Consider the following 15,804-nt stretch of genomic DNA (forward strand, 5'->3'; position numbering starts at 1 on the left):
GGGCTCCAGTCCGAGCCGGCGGAGGACGACATTGGCCGCGAGATTGTCGCTCACCGCGCCGATCAGGGTGCAGAGATCAGCGCCAGCCCAGGCCGGGAGCGACGTGGGTGAGGATCGAGTCCAGCACGTGGGCGTTGTAATCCACGCCGAGGGTGTTCGGCACGGTCAGCAGGAGCGTGTCGGCCGCGGCGATCGCCTCATCCTCGCGCAGCTGCTCCACGAGGGCATCGGGCTCATCGGCATAGGAGCGCCCGAAGACCGAGCGGGTGTTGTCGATGTACCCGAACTGATCGGCACGGTCACCGCTGCCGAGGAAATAGCGACGGTCCAGATCGCTGGTGATCGCGAAGATCGACCGCGAGACCGAGACCCGCGGCTCGAAGCCGTGATCGTGCTGGGCCCACTCCTCGCGGAAGGCGTCGATCTGCTTACGCTGCTGCACGTGGAAGGGCTCACCCGATTCGTCGTCCTTCAGCGTCGAGCTCATCAGGTTCATGCCCTTCTGGGCGGCCCAGCGTGCGGTCGCATCGGACCCGGCGCCCCACCAGATGCGCTCACGCAGACCCTCCGAGTACGGCTCGATACGCAGAAGGCCGGGCGGATTGGGGAACATCGGCCGCGGATTGGGCTCGGCGAACTGCCGTCCGGTGAGCACGTCCAACGCGACCTCGGTATGGCGCCGTGCCATATCGGCGTCGGACTCGCCCTCGGCGGGCTGATAGCCGAAGTAGCGCCAGCCGTCGATGACCTGCTCGGGTGATCCGCGGCTGATGCCGAGCTGGAGACGGCCGCCGGCGATGAGGTCGGCAGCGCCGGCGTCCTCGGCGAAGGCGAGCGGATTGGCGTAGCGCATGTCGATCACGCCTGTGCCGATCTCGATGCGCGAGGTGCGGGCACCCATGGCGGCGAGCAGCGGGAAGGGCGATCCGAGCTGGCGTGCGAAGTGATGCACGCGCACGTAGGCGCCGTCGACACCGATCTCCTCGGCCGCGACCGCCAGCTCGATCGACTGATTCAGCGCATCGGCGGCGGTCCGCACCTGAGAACCGGGGGCCGGCTGCCAGTGCCCGAAGGACAGGAATCCGATCTTCTTCGTCACATGAGGAACAACGGAACGAGCGCGTGCGGTATTCCGCAGGCGGCGGTGTCGCCCACGGACCATCTCCAGGAGCTCGGCGAGCGCCTCCGTCCGGTTCTCGATGATCAAGCCAGGAAAAGCGCGAGCTCTCTTCCGGGATCCGGGATCGTTCCTGCGCGGGAAGCGCCGCCCACTGCGCGGCGAGTCGTTCGGCGTCCGGGGTGTCGAGGTCGTGGCGCACACGCGTCACTCCGCCAGCGCGTCTGCAGCACGCAGGACAGTGCCCCGGCGGTCACGCACAGCAGCACGGGAGCCAGGTAAGGTTGCCACTCCGACATATTCCAGTCCGCCGCCTTGCTCGGCATCAGGATCATCGCGATGACTCCGGCGACGACGCTGATGGCCGCGGCCGCCACTCCATTCGGGAGTTCGGCCAGCCCTTCCGCACCCACACGACGTGCATGAGGACGAGACCGACGAGGGCGATCGCGAATCCGATCGCTGTGAACGGGTAGCGCGAACCTCGCGTCGAAGTCGTACGTGATGCGCGCTACGAAATGGCTTCATCGACCAGCACGAGGCCGCGGCACCGGCGGCCTATCCCGCCATGCATCATCTGACCCGGCTGATGAGACAGGCCGGCGACGCGGACCGTCTCCATCTGTGGGCGGGAACCGGGTGGCGGCACGCAGAGCTCCGCGGCCGATGTCATCGCGCATGTGGCCCACGCACTGTCACCTTCGGGACGACTCATCCGGAGCACGCCACGTCGGGTCATCGACGGATCCGGGCGATGCCCCTGACGGCGCGTTCCAGCAGCTCGGGTGTGGTCGCGTAGTTGAGCCGAGCGTGCCGCTCGCCGCCGGGACCGAAGGACAGTCCGGAGCTCAGCGCGACCCGTCCGCGCTCGAGAATGGGTGCGGCAGGGTCATCGCCGAACAGACCGCCGAAGTCGAGCCAGGCGAGGTAACACCCGTCTCCGCCCGCCCACCCGACATCGGGGAGGTGCTCGTCGAGCAGCTCGCGCAGGAGTCGCCGGTTCTCGGTCAGGTCCGCGACGACCGCATCGAGCCAGGCGTCTCCATCGGTCAGGGCCGCGGTTTGCGCGACCAGCCCGAACTGGCTCGCCCCGAAGGTGACGACAGGAGGGATGGCCGCCAGCTCGTGGACGGCATCGGCGCCGGCAATCAGCAGACCGGCCTTGAGACCGGCGAGGTTGAAAGCCTTCGATGCCGACGTGGCCACGAAGGCGGACGCGCTCCCACGGACGGCGAGGTAGGGCACGAAGCCGTGCGGCACTAGCGGGGCGTGGATCTCGTCCACCACGACCCGGGCTCCCCGTTCGGCGGAGATACGTGCGACCGCCTCGAGCTCGTCGCGAGTATGCACGGCACCGGTCGGATTGTGCGGGCTGCACAGCAGATGGGCGGCGCCGGGTCCCAGCCCGGCGAGGACCTCGTCGAGACGATCGAGATCGAGTCGGCCATCGCGACCGAGGGGTGCGGTCTCCACTCTCCGACCGGCCCACTCGATGACCTCGTAGAAGGGCGGATAGACCGGCGGATTCACCACGACGGCGGCACCTGGTTCGGTGACGAGCCGGATCGCCGTAGCCAACCCGGTGAGCACGTCGGCGACCTCGATGACCGCATCGTCGGTCACAGCCCACTGCCACCGCCGCCGCGCGAACTCGGCGAAGGCCTCCCGATAGGGACCCACCACGCCATACCCCGCATCGCCGCGCGCGACGAGCTCGCCGAGGGCCTCGCTGACGGCTGCGGGAGGGCGTGCGTCCATCTCGGCGATCCACAACGGCAGCACGTCCTCGGGGTACTGCGACCATTTGACGCTCGTGCGATGGCGGAGGTCGGCTTCGGTGAACTCACGCAGCGGATGCATGGGACCCATCTTCACCGGTCCGACCGCGAGAGGCCGGGGCGCAGGGCGGTGGCGAGCCCCCGCGGGCCGCCGAACGCACCACACGAAGGCGACGATATGATCCGCTTGTATCACACACGACTTCGGAGGGAAACCCCCATGAAACGACACCAGCGCCTCGCTGGAGCCGCCGCCGCTACCGTGCTCGCGACCTTCGGCCTGGCTGCCTGCGGCAGCGACGATGCCGACGAGCCCGAGAGCTCCGAGACCACCCCGGTCGAGGAGACCGAGGAGACCGAGGCCGCCCCGGCCGCCGAGGGCACTCCGTCGTGGGCCGCCGAGCCGACCGAGGGTGGCGAGCTGATCTCCACCATCGAGGCGGGCGATGTCACGGTCGAGGTGTACCAGATGGGCACCGCGCCGGCTCCCAAGGACGGCAACTGGGTCGACCCCGACACCAACGAGCCGCTGATCGCCGAGGGCGATGACCTCGTCTTCCTCAACTATGTGGTCACCAATAACGGCGACCCGATCGATCTCGGCTCCAGCCTCGTCGACGTGTCCGCACGCTACGACGACTGGGAGTACATGCAGGGCATGGGCGGCATCACCGACTCGGCGCTGGCCGAGGAGATGGGCATCGTCACCAGCCCCATCGCCGAGATCGCCGACCCAACCGTCTACACGCTCGGCACCGGTGAGAGCTATTCCTTCGGCGAGAACTTCCACTACCAGGCCGATTCGCCGATCACCTTCGATGTCACGATCACGCCGGTCGACGAGAACGGCGACCTGATCCACGACGACAAGATCGAGGCCGAGGGTACGGGCACCGTCGCCTGATCTCCTCCCTACGAGGCCCGGACCACCCCGTGGTCCGGGCCTTCGTCATCTCCGCGCAGGTGCGGCATCGGTTCCTGTCCCCGCGATAGACTGCTACGTCGACGGAGGTGAGCGCGGTGGAAACGGCACGAGAGCGTTCGCCGGCGACCAAGCGCGAGCACATCACCGGACACGCCTTCACCCTCGTGCAGTTGAGGTACTTCGCCGCGGCAGCCGAAGAGGGCACCATGACCGGCGCCTCGAAAGTGCTCATGGTGTCTCAGTCAGCGATCTCCACGGCGGTGGCACAACTCGAACACGAACTCGGCGTCCAGTTATTCGTCCGTCATCATGCCCGCGGCTTGACGCTGACGACCGCCGGGGAGGACTTCCTGCGCGAGGTACGTCCCTTCCTGGCTCATGCGGCCGATCTCGAGGATTCGACCCGAGGGGTCGGCCGTGCCGTGGTGGGCGACCTCGTCGTGGGCTGTTTCGCCACTCTCGCACCCTTTCGACTCCCACGGGCCATCGCCGCATTCGAGGAGCGATACTCCCGTGCCCGAGTACGCGTCATCGAGGGCCAGCACGCACAGCTCAAAGACTCACTGCGCGAGGGCCGCTGCGAGGTCGCGCTCATGTACGGCTATGACGTCGACGATCTCCATCACGCGGTCATCGACTCGCTCGATCCGTACGTGATCGTACCTACGGATCACCGGCTCGCCGGTCGCGGATCCGTATCGCTGGAGGAGTTGGTCGAAGAGCCCATGGTGCTGCTCGACCTTCCCCACACCCGGGACTACTTCCTCTCGCTTTTCCGCGCTCGTGGTCTCAGCGAGCCCACCGTGCGGTTCCGCAGTCCCGGCTTCGAGACCGTGCGCTCGATGGTGGCGCACGGACAGGGCTTCGCGCTGCTCAACCAGCGACCCGCCAACGACCTCACCTATGACGGTGCCGCTGTTACAGCCGTGCAACTTTCTGATGACATCCGCCCGCTCGACATCGTGGTGGCGTGGAGCGGAGCCACGCGCCGTACCCGGCGCGCGCAGGCATTTATCGACTTGATGCGTCACGGCTGAGCTTCTGCATTGGCATTGCCGATACAAGAAGCCAATTAATCTTGTTTTACAGATCCCATGGCTCAACTCACTATGGACTGAGCATTGCCCACGTCACATCAGCGGAGTTGACCATGCCCCAGGAAAATCGCGATCGCGAGAGCCGCGTCGACGACGAGTCGACCCAGGCCGGCCTACGCAAGAGTCTCGTCGCAGGCTCCGTAGGTGTCTTCGTCCACTGGTTCGACTGGGCGGTGTACGCCTACCTCGCTACGACGATGGCGAAGATCTTCTTCCCCGAGCAGGACGGCAGCGCCGGCCTGCTCTCGGTCTTCGCCGTGTTCGCCATCGCCTTCTTCGTCCGTCCCGTCGGGTCGGTGCTGTTCGGCTACATCGGCGACCGCTACGGCCGGAAGAAGACCCTGTCGATCGTCATCATCACGATGGCCGCCGGGACGCTCATGCTCGGCCTGCTGCCCTCCTACGACTCGGTCGGCATCCTCGCACCGATCCTGCTGGTCGTCGCGCGCATCATCCAAGGGCTCGCCGCCGGCGGCGAGTTCGGTTCAGCCGCCGCATTCCTGGCGGAGCATTCCCCCGCCAAGCGTCGCGGCTTCGGTTGCTCCTGGATCGAGTTCGGCTCGGTGCTCGGCTTCCTCGCGGCGTCCTTCGCCGTCTGGCTGCTCCACGCCGTCCTCACCGACGCCCAGGTGCTCGAGTGGGGTTGGCGGATCCCCTTCCTGCTGACCGTGCCCATGGCCTTCGTCGGCCTCTACATCCGCCTGAGGATCGAGGACACCCCCGAGTACCGGGCGCTCGAGAAGCTCCAGACCGTGGCCGAGCAGCCTGTGCGTGAGGTCTTCCGCAGCAATGGCAAGCAGTTCGCCCAGACCGTGGGCATCGAGACCTTCATGAACGCCACGTTCTACATCGTCCTGGTCTATCTGCTGACCTATCAGGAGGAGATCGTCGGTCTCACCTCCACCCAGGCCGCGTTGCTGTCCTCCGTGGCCTCGCTGGTCGCCATCGGCATCATCCCGTTGTCGGGCATGGCCTCGGACCGCGTCGGACGCAAGCCCATCCTCCGGGCTGCCGGCGTGCTCCTCACCCTGGGTGCCGTTCCGCTGTTCATGCTCATGCGGACCGGCACGCTCAGCGCGGGCTTCATCGCCACCTTCGGCTTGGCGGCCATCCTCGCCCTCATCCTCGGCACCCACGCCTCCACCGTCGCCGAGTTGTTCCCGACCCGCACGCGCCAGAGCGGACTGTCGATGGCCTACAGCGTCGCGGGTGCCTTCTTCGCCGGCACCCTGCCATATATCAACACCTATCTGATCGATGTCACCGGCAACGACCTCGTCCCGGCCTTCTCCCTCGTGGTGATCGGTCTCATCGGCCTCGTCACCGTCGCGACCATTCCGGAGACCAAGGGGTCGGATCTGCTGCACGCCTCCGACCGCGCCGGGTCCTCGAGCCCCGATAACGAGGTCGTCGCGCGGCCTTAGTCGCTCGATCATCTGTAAAACAGATGCAATAGGCCGGGATCATGTGTTGGACGAATAGCATGGTCCCGGCCGATGCTGTAACCACATCCACATCCGCCGCACCGGCGAGACGAAGCCGGCGAAGGGAGTCCGAAGACATATGGCCGCACACGAGGTGCCCGCCACCACGCACAGCATCGTCGCGGGAGGACATACCCGTATCCGCCCGTTCAACACGCGCGATACGTACCCGGAGCAGAACCTGGACAACGACCTCTGCCAAGCGGTCGTCGCCGGTGACACGGTCTACGTCCGTGGACAAATCGGCCAGAACCTCGACACCAGCGCGTCGGTCGGCATCGGCGACGTGGAGGCGCAGACCGAGCAAGCGATGAGCAATATCGAGATGCTCCTGCACGAGGCCGGCAGCAGCATGGAGCACCTCGTGAAGCTGACGATCTACCTCATCGATCCGCGCTACCGCGAGACCGTCTACCGCACGATCGGCCGGTGGACCAAGGGCGTGCACCCCATCTCCACCGGCCTCATCGTGTCGGCCCTGGCGCGCCCGGAGTGGCTCGTCGAGGTCGACGCGATCGCCGTAATCCCCGAGGGGGCGCAGTGACCTTCTCCGTCCTCGGCACCGATGACACCGGTGCGGTCGGCATGGCCGTCACATCCTCGAGTCCAGCGGTCGCGGCACGATGCGTCCACCTGCGCCCCAGGATCGGCGGTGCTTCATCACAGAATGTCACCGACCCCCGCCTCGGTCCCGCGCTGCTCGACGCCCTGGAAGCGGGGGCCGAGCCGGAGAAGGCGCTCCAGAGCGTGACCCGTGATCGCGAGCACATCGAGCATCGCCAGCTCACCGTTCTCGCGGCAGGTGGCGAGGGAGCCGCCTATTCCGGGGCCGCGTCGCTCGGCACCCATCATGACGCCACGGGCGCCCATGTGGTGGCCGCCGGCAATATGCTCGCGACCCCTGAAGTGATCGATGCGGTCGTCACGGCCTTCGAGACATCGTCAGGCGAGCTGGAGACACGCCTCCTCACCGCACTCGAAGCGGGACTGGCCGCCGGCGGCGAAGCAGGTCCAGTGCACTCAGCGGGCCTGTCCGTGGTGCGCGACGTGGACTGGCGGGTCACCGACCTGCGCGTGGACTGGCACGACGAGCCCATCGCCGAGCTGGGCCGCCTGGTCGAGCGGTGGATGCCGCAGCGCGACGACTATGTGACCCGGGGCCTCGACCCCACCCAGGCACCGTCCTACGGAGTACCCGGCGATGAATGACCTCACGGGCCCCCGCGAACGAGTGGCGGCGCAGGTTCGCGCCGATACCGAGCGGCTCATCGCGTTATCGGAGCGGTTACACGCCCATCCGGAGATTGCCTGGCAGGAGCACCGCGCCGCCCGCTGGGTCGCCGAGCCGCTCGCCGACGCCGGATTCTCGGTAACGGAGAAGTATCTGGGCCTCGAGACGGCATTCCTCGCCACCTACGGCTCAGGGCCGTTCCGTCTCGGCCTCTGCGCGGAATACGATGCGCTGCCCGGCCTCGGGCATGCCTGCGGCCACAACCTCATCTCGGCGATCACGGTCGGCGCCGCGCGTGCCCTCGCCCCGGTGGCCGATGAGCTCGGACTCACCATCGAGGTCTACGGCACGCCCGCGGAGGAGGGCGGCGGAGGCAAGATCGAGATGCTCGACCGGGGCGCGTTCGCAGGTCTGGACCTGGCGATGATGGCCCATCCGGCCCCTGTCGACGTCGCGGAGGCTCGTCCCTTCGCCGTCTCGCATTCCCATGTCTCCTACCGGGGGAAGTCGGCCCACGCCGCCGCCTACCCCGAACAGGGCGTTAACGCCGCAGATGCCTTCACAGTGGCGCAGGTGGCCATAGGCCTGTTGCGTCAACAGCTGCCCCCATCGGTGCGGGTACACGGTGTCATGACCAATGGCGGCGAGGCGCCCAATGCCATTCCGGCGCATACCGAGGGCCGCTGGTACGTGCGCGCGGAATCGCTGGCTGAGCTTGCCGAGGTGGAGTCGAAGGTATGGCGGTGCTTCGAGGCCGGTGCGATCGCGACCGGAGCGGAGCTCACGATCGAGCCCGAGAGCAAACCGTATGCGGAGTTCCGTACCGATGAGGCGGCCCTCTCGGCCTATGTGGCGAATGCACGGCGCCTGGGCCGCGAGTTCGTGAGTGGTGCGGTGGCAGCACGGATGAACCGTGCGTCGACCGATATGGGCAATGTGTCCCAGCTGGTGCCCGCGATCCATCCCTATGTGGGCATCAACTCGGGCTCGGCGTCGAATCACCAGCCTGAGTTCGCCGCACACTGCATCGGCCCCGATGCCGAGCGGGCGCTGTTCGACGCGGCCACCGCTCTGGCCTGGACCGCACTCGACACCGTCTCCGGCTGACCCCTTCTCGGTCTCCGGCCGAGCGGCGTCCGCCACGGACATGACGGAGGGGGAGGGATCGCTACTACGCGATCCCTCCCCCTCCGGTCACCGTGGGTCAGTGCCGGGAGCGACGATAAGCCAGGTAGCCGCGCTGGGTGCCGATGTGATCGGCGATGTGCTTGGCATCGTGCCACACGCCCCAGATGAAGCTGGACCCTCGACGCGAGAGCCAGGGCAACCCGACGAAGTAGACGCCGGGCTCCGCGGACACCCCGCGCCGGTGCGAGGGCCGCCCGGACTCGTCGAGGGCGCCGACCTGCAACCACGAGTAGTCGGTGGCGAAGCCGGTGGCCCAGAGGATCGTGGTGACACCGGCCGCCCGGAGATCCAGTTCGCGCACCGGCTCGGTCATGCACGCCGGATCGGGGAGGAACTCACGCGCCTGCGGCTCCTCGGGAAGATCAAGGCCGTTGCGTTCGAGGTACGCATCGGCAGCATCGAGAAGCTCGAGATACTTGGCATCACCCTCGGCGATAGTGCGAGCCAGGTCGTCGGCGAAGCCGAGAGTGCCGTCACGGTAGGTGCCGGTGAGGCCGACGAGGGTGATCCCCTTGGCCGCGAGCTCACGGAAGTCGACCGTCCGTCCGCCGTGAGCGCCGCTCACCGCGATCGTGACGTGTTCGGCACCCTTGGGCGGGGTCTCGGCATCCCAGCGACCGAGCACACCGAGCCACCAGCAGAAGTCGCGATCGCGGTAGCTGCGTGGTGGACGGTCGTGAGGCCCCACCGAGAGGTAGACCTCGCGTCCGGCAGCCCTCAGCTCGTCGGCGATCTGCACGCCGGACGACCCGGCACCGACCACGAGCACGCCGCCTTCCGGCAGCTGATCGGGGTTTCTATAGGAGCTGGAATGCAGTTGGTGCACAGGGGCGTCGCGGGGCACGATCGGCGGGATCACCGGCTTCTGGAAAGGGCCGGTCGCGGCGACGACGAAGCGTGCGGTATAGGTGCCGTCGCTCGTCTCCGCGGTGAAGCCCGGGCCACCGGGGTTGCGACGCACCGAGGTCACCTCGACCCCCGTGCGAATCGGCGCGTCGAACTTCTGCGCATAGTCGGCGAAGTACTGCGCCACCTGCTCCTTCGGCGCGAAATCATCGGGCCCGACCTCGGCGAACTCCATGCTCGGGAATCGGTCGTGCCAGGCCGGTCCATTGGCCACCAGCGAGTCCCAGCGCTCTGAGCGCCAACGCTCGGCGATGCGTCCCCGTTCGAGCACGACATGCCGCACTCCGCCGGAGCTCAGGTGCTCGCTCATCGCGACACCGGCCTGACCGCCGCCGACGACGAGGACCTCCACGTCGTGCTTCGACATCTTTCACCTCCACTGTGCCCATACCGCTCGGCGTGGGCTCGACCGCGCTTTCCGCGCTTGCATCGATTCTCGGAGCCCTCACTAGAAGTGTCCAACAGATACTACTGAGCTTTTGCATCGCTTCAGCAGATACAGTCTCGGCTTCCCGCGATCATCGGTCTTTGTGCTGGCGGTGGAGTTCGTGACACTCCTTGGACCGACGCTCCTGCTCCTGGTGCCGTTGACGGGACGGTGTGGACGCTCATCTCCCTGGACAACCACGATTTCTCGGCGCCACCAGGTCCCGTCGCGATGCGCGTCCTCGCGGCCCGGTCTGGGCCCTTCTCTACTGGACGCATCGGTGAACGGGCCGGGCGGTCGCGTGGGTGGGCGGCAAGATCCCTTGTTCACTCCCACCCACGCGACCGGTCACGGGGCCGTGACCTCCATGCTCTCGGCGGCATCACCCAGCCGGTTCGTCTCGAGGGTCCTCAGGAATCCGGGGGCGGACGGATCGATGACCTGGATGAGGGAAGCGCGCGAGGGCGGCTCGGCGTCCTCGCCGTAGCTCACGTCCGGGACCAGCCCGAGCAGGTCGACCAGACCGAGGGAGTGCCGGGCCTCGCTGATGCCCTCGCGAGAGAGGTCTCCCTCCTCGATCGCCTTCTCCAGGATCTTCGACTGCAGCATGGCGACCGCGTAGCCGTAGCTGAAGTAGACACTCGGGTTCTGTGCCGGGGCGTACGTGTCGCGATCCTCGATGAGCTGCTTCATGCCCTCGGAGTCCTCGTCGCCCCAGGGCGCGGCGAACATCGTGACGATGGTTCCTTCGAGCGCCTGGGCGACCGGGGTCGGCGTGCCGTCGGGGGTGCCGTCACTGGTCATCAGCTGCTCGATGAAAGCCGGTCCGAAGAACAGCCACTGGGGCGTGAAGCCCTGACTGGCCGCGGTGCCCACGATCGGGCCGGACGCCGACGGAAGTCCGACGACCACCACGACATCGGCACCGGAAGACTTGAGGCTCTGGACCTGCGCGGTGAAGTCGGTGTCGCCGGCCTTGTACGCCTGGCGGCCGGCGTCCTCGAACTCGTACTCGTCCAGGGCGGCCTCGAAGCCGCGGATGCCGTCGGCTCCGAGCTCGTCGTTCTGGTAGACGATGCCGACCTTGAGGTCCTTCTCGCCACCCTCTGTCACGTAGTCGATGCCATTGGCGACGTCGAGGGAGTACGGCGTGCCGAGCGGAGCCAGCGTGGGATCCACGCTCCAGATGGAATCCATCGACTGCGGCGTGCTGATGAGGTCGTCGCGCGCCAGAAGGCCCTGGATGGCCTTCGTGGTGGGGCTGCCGAAGGAGGTCAGCAGCGCCGACTGGTCCTTGAGCTCGTTGTACGACTGGACGTGGAGCTGGGTCTGGTAGCCAGCATCCTTGTCGTCGAAGTCCACCGTCCACCCATCGATCCCGCCGCGATCGTTGAACGCTTCCCAGAACACACGCATGCCCTCGACGTTGTTCTTGCTCAGCGCTGCCGCTGGACCGCTGGTGGCCGAGATCGACCCGATGGTGATGACCTTGTTGTCGACGTCGACGCCCGGACCGCCGGAGACGTCACCCATCGGCGTGCTTGCGTGCGTGGGTTGAACGCGCCGAGGGTCAGGTTCTCCGCGACGGTGAGGTCGGTGAAGATCCTTCGTCCCTCGAGCGACCTTGCCCCGGAGGAAGGACAGGAGACCACCGAGAGAACGGAGGATCGTCGACTTGCCGGCTCCGTTGGCTCCGAGCAAAGCCACGGACTCGCCGGCATCGACAGTGAGGTCGACATGCTGGACTCCGACGACGGATCCCCCATAGGTGACCCGCAATCCGGCAACGCTGAGTAGCGCGTCCGACCCGTGGTCGGCGCGCTGATGACCGCGCATCAGGTCAGTCCTGAGGGAGTGGCGCGAGTTCGCCGGAGACGATGGATTCGCGGAGGCGGAACTTCTGCAGCTTGCCCATGGCGTTGGTGGGGAGCTCGTCGGCGACGTACCAGGCCTTGGGCGTCTTGTGCGGTGCCAGGTGCGTGCGGACGAAGTCGTGCAGCTCCTGCCCTGTGGGCGTCACATCGGAGGAGAGGGAGACGACGGCGGCGACGGACTCGCCCCACCGTTCATCGGGAACGCCGACGACGATCGCGGTCGCGATCGCCTCGTGCTGGATCAGGACGTCCTCGACCTCGCGCGGGTAGATGTTCTCGCCACCCCGGATGACCATGTCCTTGAGTCGTCCGGTGACACGCAGGTAACCCCGCTCGTCGAGCGTGCCGAGGTCGCCGGTGTGCAGCCAGCCGTCGGCATCGATGGTCTCGGCGGTCTGGTCGGGCATGTTGTAGTACCCCAGCATCTGCTGGTAACCCCGTGCGCAGATCTCGCCCACCTCGCCCAGGGCGACGACCTCGCCGGTCAGCGGGTCGAGAACCGCGATCTCGACGTTCCACAGCGGCCGCCCCACGGTGTGGCACTTGTCGTCGGTGCTGTCGTCGGGACTGGTCTGGGCGATGATCGGGCTCAGCTCGGTCTGGCCATACACCGTAGTGAAGCGGACACCGAACCTGTCTTCGACGGCCGTCACCACGTCCGGCGGGACCGTGTCGCCTCCGGAGAGCACGACCTCGAGTCGCGAGAAATCGTAGCTGTCGAAATCGGGGTGAGCCAGGAGTCCACGCAGCATGGCCGGAACCCCGAGGTAGTGGTCGGCACCCCATGTCACGATCGAGTCCAACACCAGCGTGGGATCGAACAGCTCGCAGAGCACGAGAGTGCCGCGCTGGGTGATCGTGCCCAGGCCGGCCATACCGCAGCCCGCGGTGTGGAACAGCGGCATCGCAGAGACCCACACCGTGGCCTCGGAGCTTTGAGCGCGACGGTGGATGTAGCTGGCGTTGGTCAGCATGGCGCGGTGGCCGAGGCGGGCGCCCTTGGGGAAGCCCGTCGTGCCGGAGGTGTACTGCAGCTGGGCTGCGGAGCCGGGATCGACCGTAGGCAGGTCGCGATCATCGCTGTGGTTGTCGCGGATCTGATCGAGCCAGCCTTCGAAGGGAATCTGCTCGCGGACGCCCTTGAGCTGGGGGAGGACCTCGTTCAGGATGGCGCCCATGTCGGTGCCGCGGAAACCGGCCGCGTAGGCGATGCCGACGGAGTCGGACTGGTCCAGGAGGTACGCCAGCTCGGCGCCACGCAGGGCGGGATTGGCCGTGACGAGGACGAGTCCGGCGAGGGCCGCGCCATGTTGGAGCACGACCCACTCCGGCACGTTCGGGGCCCAGACGGCGATGTGCTCACCGGGCTCGAATCGCTCCAACAACCACTGCGCGGCGTGCTCGGCGTCGGACAGGAGCTCGGCATAGGTCCAGGTGCGCGGTTCACGCTCGGGCGCGACGGACACCAGGGCGGTCCGGTCAGGAACCTCAGCGGCGACCCGGCGCAGCAGATCCCCGATGCTGAGGTCCAGGATCGGAGCAGACTCGTCCGGCGCGACCAGGGAGGTCGTCAGCATCGTCATCTCAGATCTCCTGACCGTGGATGTGGGAGAGGAAGGAGTGGGGGTGGGACACGTGGGGCATGGGCACGGTCGCTCCTTGCAATGTCTGGGTCTTGGGCACGGACGGAATCCGCATCGTATGGCAGGGGTCACACTTTCACAGACCGGCTGGACTGTCAAAGAGTTGTGAAGAATTCTTTCCCGCCGCGCCCCACGATGGCCCCGTGCCGTTGACAGTCCATCTGGACTGTGAAACTCTCACGTAGTTCACGCCACGCCAGGGCACCCGCCTGGCCGATCCTGGAAGGTGTCCATGACACGCGACTTCTCGACGCTCACCTACGAGGTGCGCGACCGCAAGGCCTACATCACCCTCAATCGTCCCGATCGCCTGAACGCCATCACCCACGAGATGGGCGAGGACATCCGCGCGGCGGTCACCGCCGCGGACCACGATCCCGACGTGCGCGTCATCGTGATCCAGGGCGCCGGTCGCGCGTTCAGCTCCGGCTACGACCTCAAGATGTACGCCGAGGGCCGCGAGTCCCATCAGGGCGAGGTCTGGGATCCGATCCAGGACTTCCAGATGATGAAGACCAACACCGATAACTTCTTCACGCTGTGGCGGTCGCTGAAGCCGACCATCGCCAAGGTTCGCGGTTTCGCGGTCGCCGGCGGCAGCGACATCGCCCTGTCGGCCGACCTGCTCGTCATGGCCGAAGACGCGCGCATCGGCTACATGCCCTCGCGCATCTGGGGTTGCCCCACCACCGCGATGTGGGTCTATCGCCTCGGCGCCGCCCGGGCCAAGCGCATGCTCCTGACCGGTGACACCATCGACGGGAACAAGGCCCTCGAGTGGGGACTGGCCATCGAGGCCGTCCCCGAGGCCGACCTCGATGACGCCGTCGAAGCGCTCGCCGATCGCATGGCCGGTGTCCCGATCAACCAGCTCGTCATGCAGAAGCTCATGGTCAACCAGGCGTACGACAACATGGGCCTGCAGAGCACGCAGACCATCGCCACCCTCTTCGACGGCGTGACCCGGCACTCCCCCGAGGGTCGTTGGTTCGTGGACTTCGCACAGAAGCACGGGTTCGATGCCGCCGTGAAGTGGCGCGACCAGGGTCGCTTCATCCCCGACGGCGGGGGCGACCTGCCCAGCGACGCCGACATCGCCGGCCTCGACGGTCAGCAGGCCTGACCTCGCCACGGCCCCTGGAGCACGCCGTCACGTGCGCTCCGGGGGCCGTCCCGGCGAACCGGGGAGAAGCCCATCCCATGGTCCACCTCGACGGCACTACCGCGATCGTGACCGACACGAGCAAGGCGATGTCGTCCCACCTGACCAAGAAGCCCTGAAGGGAGCGGAGTGACTATGACTCTGCAAGACAAGAATGTCGTCGTCACCGGCGCAGGACGAGGGATCGGGCGCGCGATCGCCGAGGCCGCCGCCGCCCAGGGTGCCCGTGTCGTCGTCAGCGACGTCGACCAGGCCGCCGCTACCGAGGTGGCCGACACCACGGGCGGGATCGCCATCGCCGCCGACCTCAGCAAGGCGGCCGAACCCGAGCGGCTCGTGCTCGAGGCCATCGCGACCCTGGACCGCATTGACGTGTTCTTCGGTAACGCCGGTGTCGATCTCGGCGCGGGATGGCAGGTCGAGGACCGGCTCTGGGACGTCGCCATGGGCGTCAACCTGATGGCTCACGTCCGCGCCGCCCGCGAGCTCATCCCCCACTGGCTGAAGGCCGGCGGCGGGCACTACGTCGTGACCGCCAGCGCGGCCGGACTGCTCAGCATGGTCGGCAACGCTCCGTACTCGGTCTCCAAGCACGCGGCCGTCGCCTTCGCCGAGTGGTTGTCGATCTCCTACGCCAGCCGGGACATCAAGGTTCAAGCCATCTGTCCCCAGGGAGTCAACACTCAGATGCTCCAGGACTCCGGAGCCGTCAAGGATCTGCTTTCCCACGACGCCCTGCTCGAGCCCCGTGACGTGGCAGGCCAGGCCATCGCAGCGCTCAGCACCGATGCCTTCTACGTGCTGCCGCATCCTTCCGTCGCGGACTACGCCCTCGCTCGGGTTAGGACACCGGACGCATGGCTCACCGGCATGAGCCGCCTTAGTGATCGAGTATTCGGCGATGCCTGAGACGGTGGACCCGAACAGCCCACTCGAGCTGGAGATGCGGGGACCCGAGTCCTCCGGACGCAT

The 15,804-nt window shown here is 67.2% G+C and carries 13 protein-coding genes; 8 read left to right on the top strand and 5 right to left on the bottom strand.

Annotated features, from left to right (window positions below; translation table 11 throughout):
* Positions 1–76 precede the first annotated feature (76 nt).
* Both BHE97_RS01345 and BHE97_RS01355 read right to left on the bottom strand, forming a co-directional pair.
* Positions 77–1,099, bottom strand: coding sequence for an LLM class flavin-dependent oxidoreductase (locus tag BHE97_RS01345; protein WP_236757476.1), 1,023 nt, complete (start codon positions 1,097–1,099; stop codon positions 77–79).
* A 753-nt stretch (positions 1,100–1,852) separates the two neighbouring features.
* Complete coding sequence (locus BHE97_RS01355) at positions 1,853–2,977, bottom strand: aminotransferase class I/II-fold pyridoxal phosphate-dependent enzyme (protein WP_201791262.1); 1,125 nt, start codon at positions 2,975–2,977, stop codon at positions 1,853–1,855.
* 138 nt (positions 2,978–3,115) lie between these two features.
* Between BHE97_RS01355 and BHE97_RS01360 the strand changes: the two genes are divergently transcribed.
* The 6 genes from BHE97_RS01360 (at position 3,116) to BHE97_RS01385 (ending at position 8,739) form a co-directional block, all read left to right on the top strand.
* Positions 3,116–3,799 (top strand): hypothetical protein, encoded by a 684-nt coding sequence (locus tag BHE97_RS01360; protein ID WP_087622223.1) that lies wholly within the window; start codon positions 3,116–3,118, stop codon positions 3,797–3,799.
* Between the two features lie 116 nt (positions 3,800–3,915).
* On the top strand, positions 3,916–4,857 hold the full coding sequence (locus BHE97_RS01365) for a LysR family transcriptional regulator (RefSeq protein ID WP_236757477.1): 942 nt from the start codon (positions 3,916–3,918) through the stop codon (positions 4,855–4,857).
* A gap of 113 nt (positions 4,858–4,970) precedes the next feature.
* Positions 4,971–6,341 (top strand): MFS transporter, encoded by a 1,371-nt coding sequence (locus tag BHE97_RS01370; protein WP_087622224.1) that lies wholly within the window; start codon positions 4,971–4,973, stop codon positions 6,339–6,341.
* A 139-nt stretch (positions 6,342–6,480) separates the two neighbouring features.
* Positions 6,481–6,945 (top strand): RidA family protein, encoded by a 465-nt coding sequence (locus BHE97_RS01375; RefSeq protein ID WP_087622225.1) that lies wholly within the window; start codon positions 6,481–6,483, stop codon positions 6,943–6,945.
* The gene (locus BHE97_RS01380; protein WP_087622226.1) at positions 6,942–7,610 is read left to right on the top strand and encodes a DUF1028 domain-containing protein; all 669 of its coding nucleotides are present in this window, start codon (positions 6,942–6,944) and stop codon (positions 7,608–7,610) included. Before BHE97_RS01375 ends, BHE97_RS01380 begins: the two co-directional genes overlap by 4 nt.
* Entirely contained in the window at positions 7,603–8,739 is a 1,137-nt protein-coding gene (locus BHE97_RS01385) for a M20 family metallopeptidase (protein WP_087622227.1), read from the top strand. The genes BHE97_RS01380 and BHE97_RS01385 overlap by 8 nt, the downstream gene beginning before the upstream one ends.
* 97 nt (positions 8,740–8,836) lie before the next feature.
* On the opposite strand, the gene BHE97_RS01390 is transcribed toward BHE97_RS01385, so the two are convergent.
* The 3 genes from BHE97_RS01390 to BHE97_RS01400 all read right to left on the bottom strand — a co-directional run bounded on the left by BHE97_RS01390 (position 8,837) and on the right by BHE97_RS01400 (position 13,610).
* Complete coding sequence (locus BHE97_RS01390) at positions 8,837–10,093, bottom strand: NAD(P)/FAD-dependent oxidoreductase (protein ID WP_087622228.1); 1,257 nt, start codon at positions 10,091–10,093, stop codon at positions 8,837–8,839.
* Positions 10,094–10,501: 408 nt separating this feature from the next.
* Positions 10,502–11,989, bottom strand: coding sequence for an ABC transporter substrate-binding protein (locus tag BHE97_RS01395; RefSeq protein WP_087622229.1), 1,488 nt, complete (start codon positions 11,987–11,989; stop codon positions 10,502–10,504).
* A gap of 4 nt (positions 11,990–11,993) precedes the next feature.
* Positions 11,994–13,610 carry an AMP-binding protein gene (locus tag BHE97_RS01400; protein ID WP_087622230.1) on the bottom strand — a complete coding sequence of 539 codons (1,617 nt, stop codon included), beginning with the start codon at positions 13,608–13,610 and terminating at the stop codon, positions 11,994–11,996.
* A gap of 292 nt (positions 13,611–13,902) precedes the next feature.
* Here BHE97_RS01400 and BHE97_RS01405 point away from each other — a divergent pair, with 292 nt between their 5' ends.
* Both BHE97_RS01405 and BHE97_RS01410 read left to right on the top strand, forming a co-directional pair.
* Positions 13,903–14,793 (top strand): crotonase/enoyl-CoA hydratase family protein, encoded by an 891-nt coding sequence (locus tag BHE97_RS01405; RefSeq protein WP_087622231.1) that lies wholly within the window; start codon positions 13,903–13,905, stop codon positions 14,791–14,793.
* Positions 14,794–14,967: 174 nt separating this feature from the next.
* Positions 14,968–15,741: an SDR family oxidoreductase gene (locus tag BHE97_RS01410; RefSeq protein ID WP_087622232.1), complete on the top strand. Its 774-nt coding sequence runs from the start codon at positions 14,968–14,970 to the stop codon at positions 15,739–15,741.
* The last annotated feature ends 63 nt before the right edge of the window (positions 15,742–15,804 follow it).

The sequence above is a fragment of the Aeromicrobium sp. PE09-221 genome (assembly GCF_002174305.1).
Lineage (GTDB): Bacteria > Actinomycetota > Actinomycetes > Propionibacteriales > Nocardioidaceae > Aeromicrobium.

Bases quoted from the DNA above. Each gene is read 5' to 3' on its own strand.
- BHE97_RS01395 (WP_087622229.1), bottom strand. From the start codon at position 11,989: ATGCGCGGTCATCAGCGCGCCGACCACGGGTCGGACGCGCTACTCAGC.
- BHE97_RS01370 (WP_087622224.1), top strand. From the start codon at position 4,971: ATGCCCCAGGAAAATCGCGATCGCGAGAGCCGCGTCGACGACGAGTCG.
- BHE97_RS01390 (WP_087622228.1), bottom strand. From the start codon at position 10,093: ATGTCGAAGCACGACGTGGAGGTCCTCGTCGTCGGCGGCGGTCAGGCC.
- BHE97_RS01355 (WP_201791262.1), bottom strand. From the start codon at position 2,977: ATGCATCCGCTGCGTGAGTTCACCGAAGCCGACCTCCGCCATCGCACG.
- BHE97_RS01360 (WP_087622223.1), top strand. From the start codon at position 3,116: ATGAAACGACACCAGCGCCTCGCTGGAGCCGCCGCCGCTACCGTGCTC.
- BHE97_RS01385 (WP_087622227.1), top strand. From the start codon at position 7,603: ATGAATGACCTCACGGGCCCCCGCGAACGAGTGGCGGCGCAGGTTCGC.
- BHE97_RS01405 (WP_087622231.1), top strand. From the start codon at position 13,903: ATGACACGCGACTTCTCGACGCTCACCTACGAGGTGCGCGACCGCAAG.
- BHE97_RS01400 (WP_087622230.1), bottom strand. From the start codon at position 13,610: ATGACGATGCTGACGACCTCCCTGGTCGCGCCGGACGAGTCTGCTCCG.
- BHE97_RS01375 (WP_087622225.1), top strand. From the start codon at position 6,481: ATGGCCGCACACGAGGTGCCCGCCACCACGCACAGCATCGTCGCGGGA.
- BHE97_RS01410 (WP_087622232.1), top strand. From the start codon at position 14,968: ATGACTCTGCAAGACAAGAATGTCGTCGTCACCGGCGCAGGACGAGGG.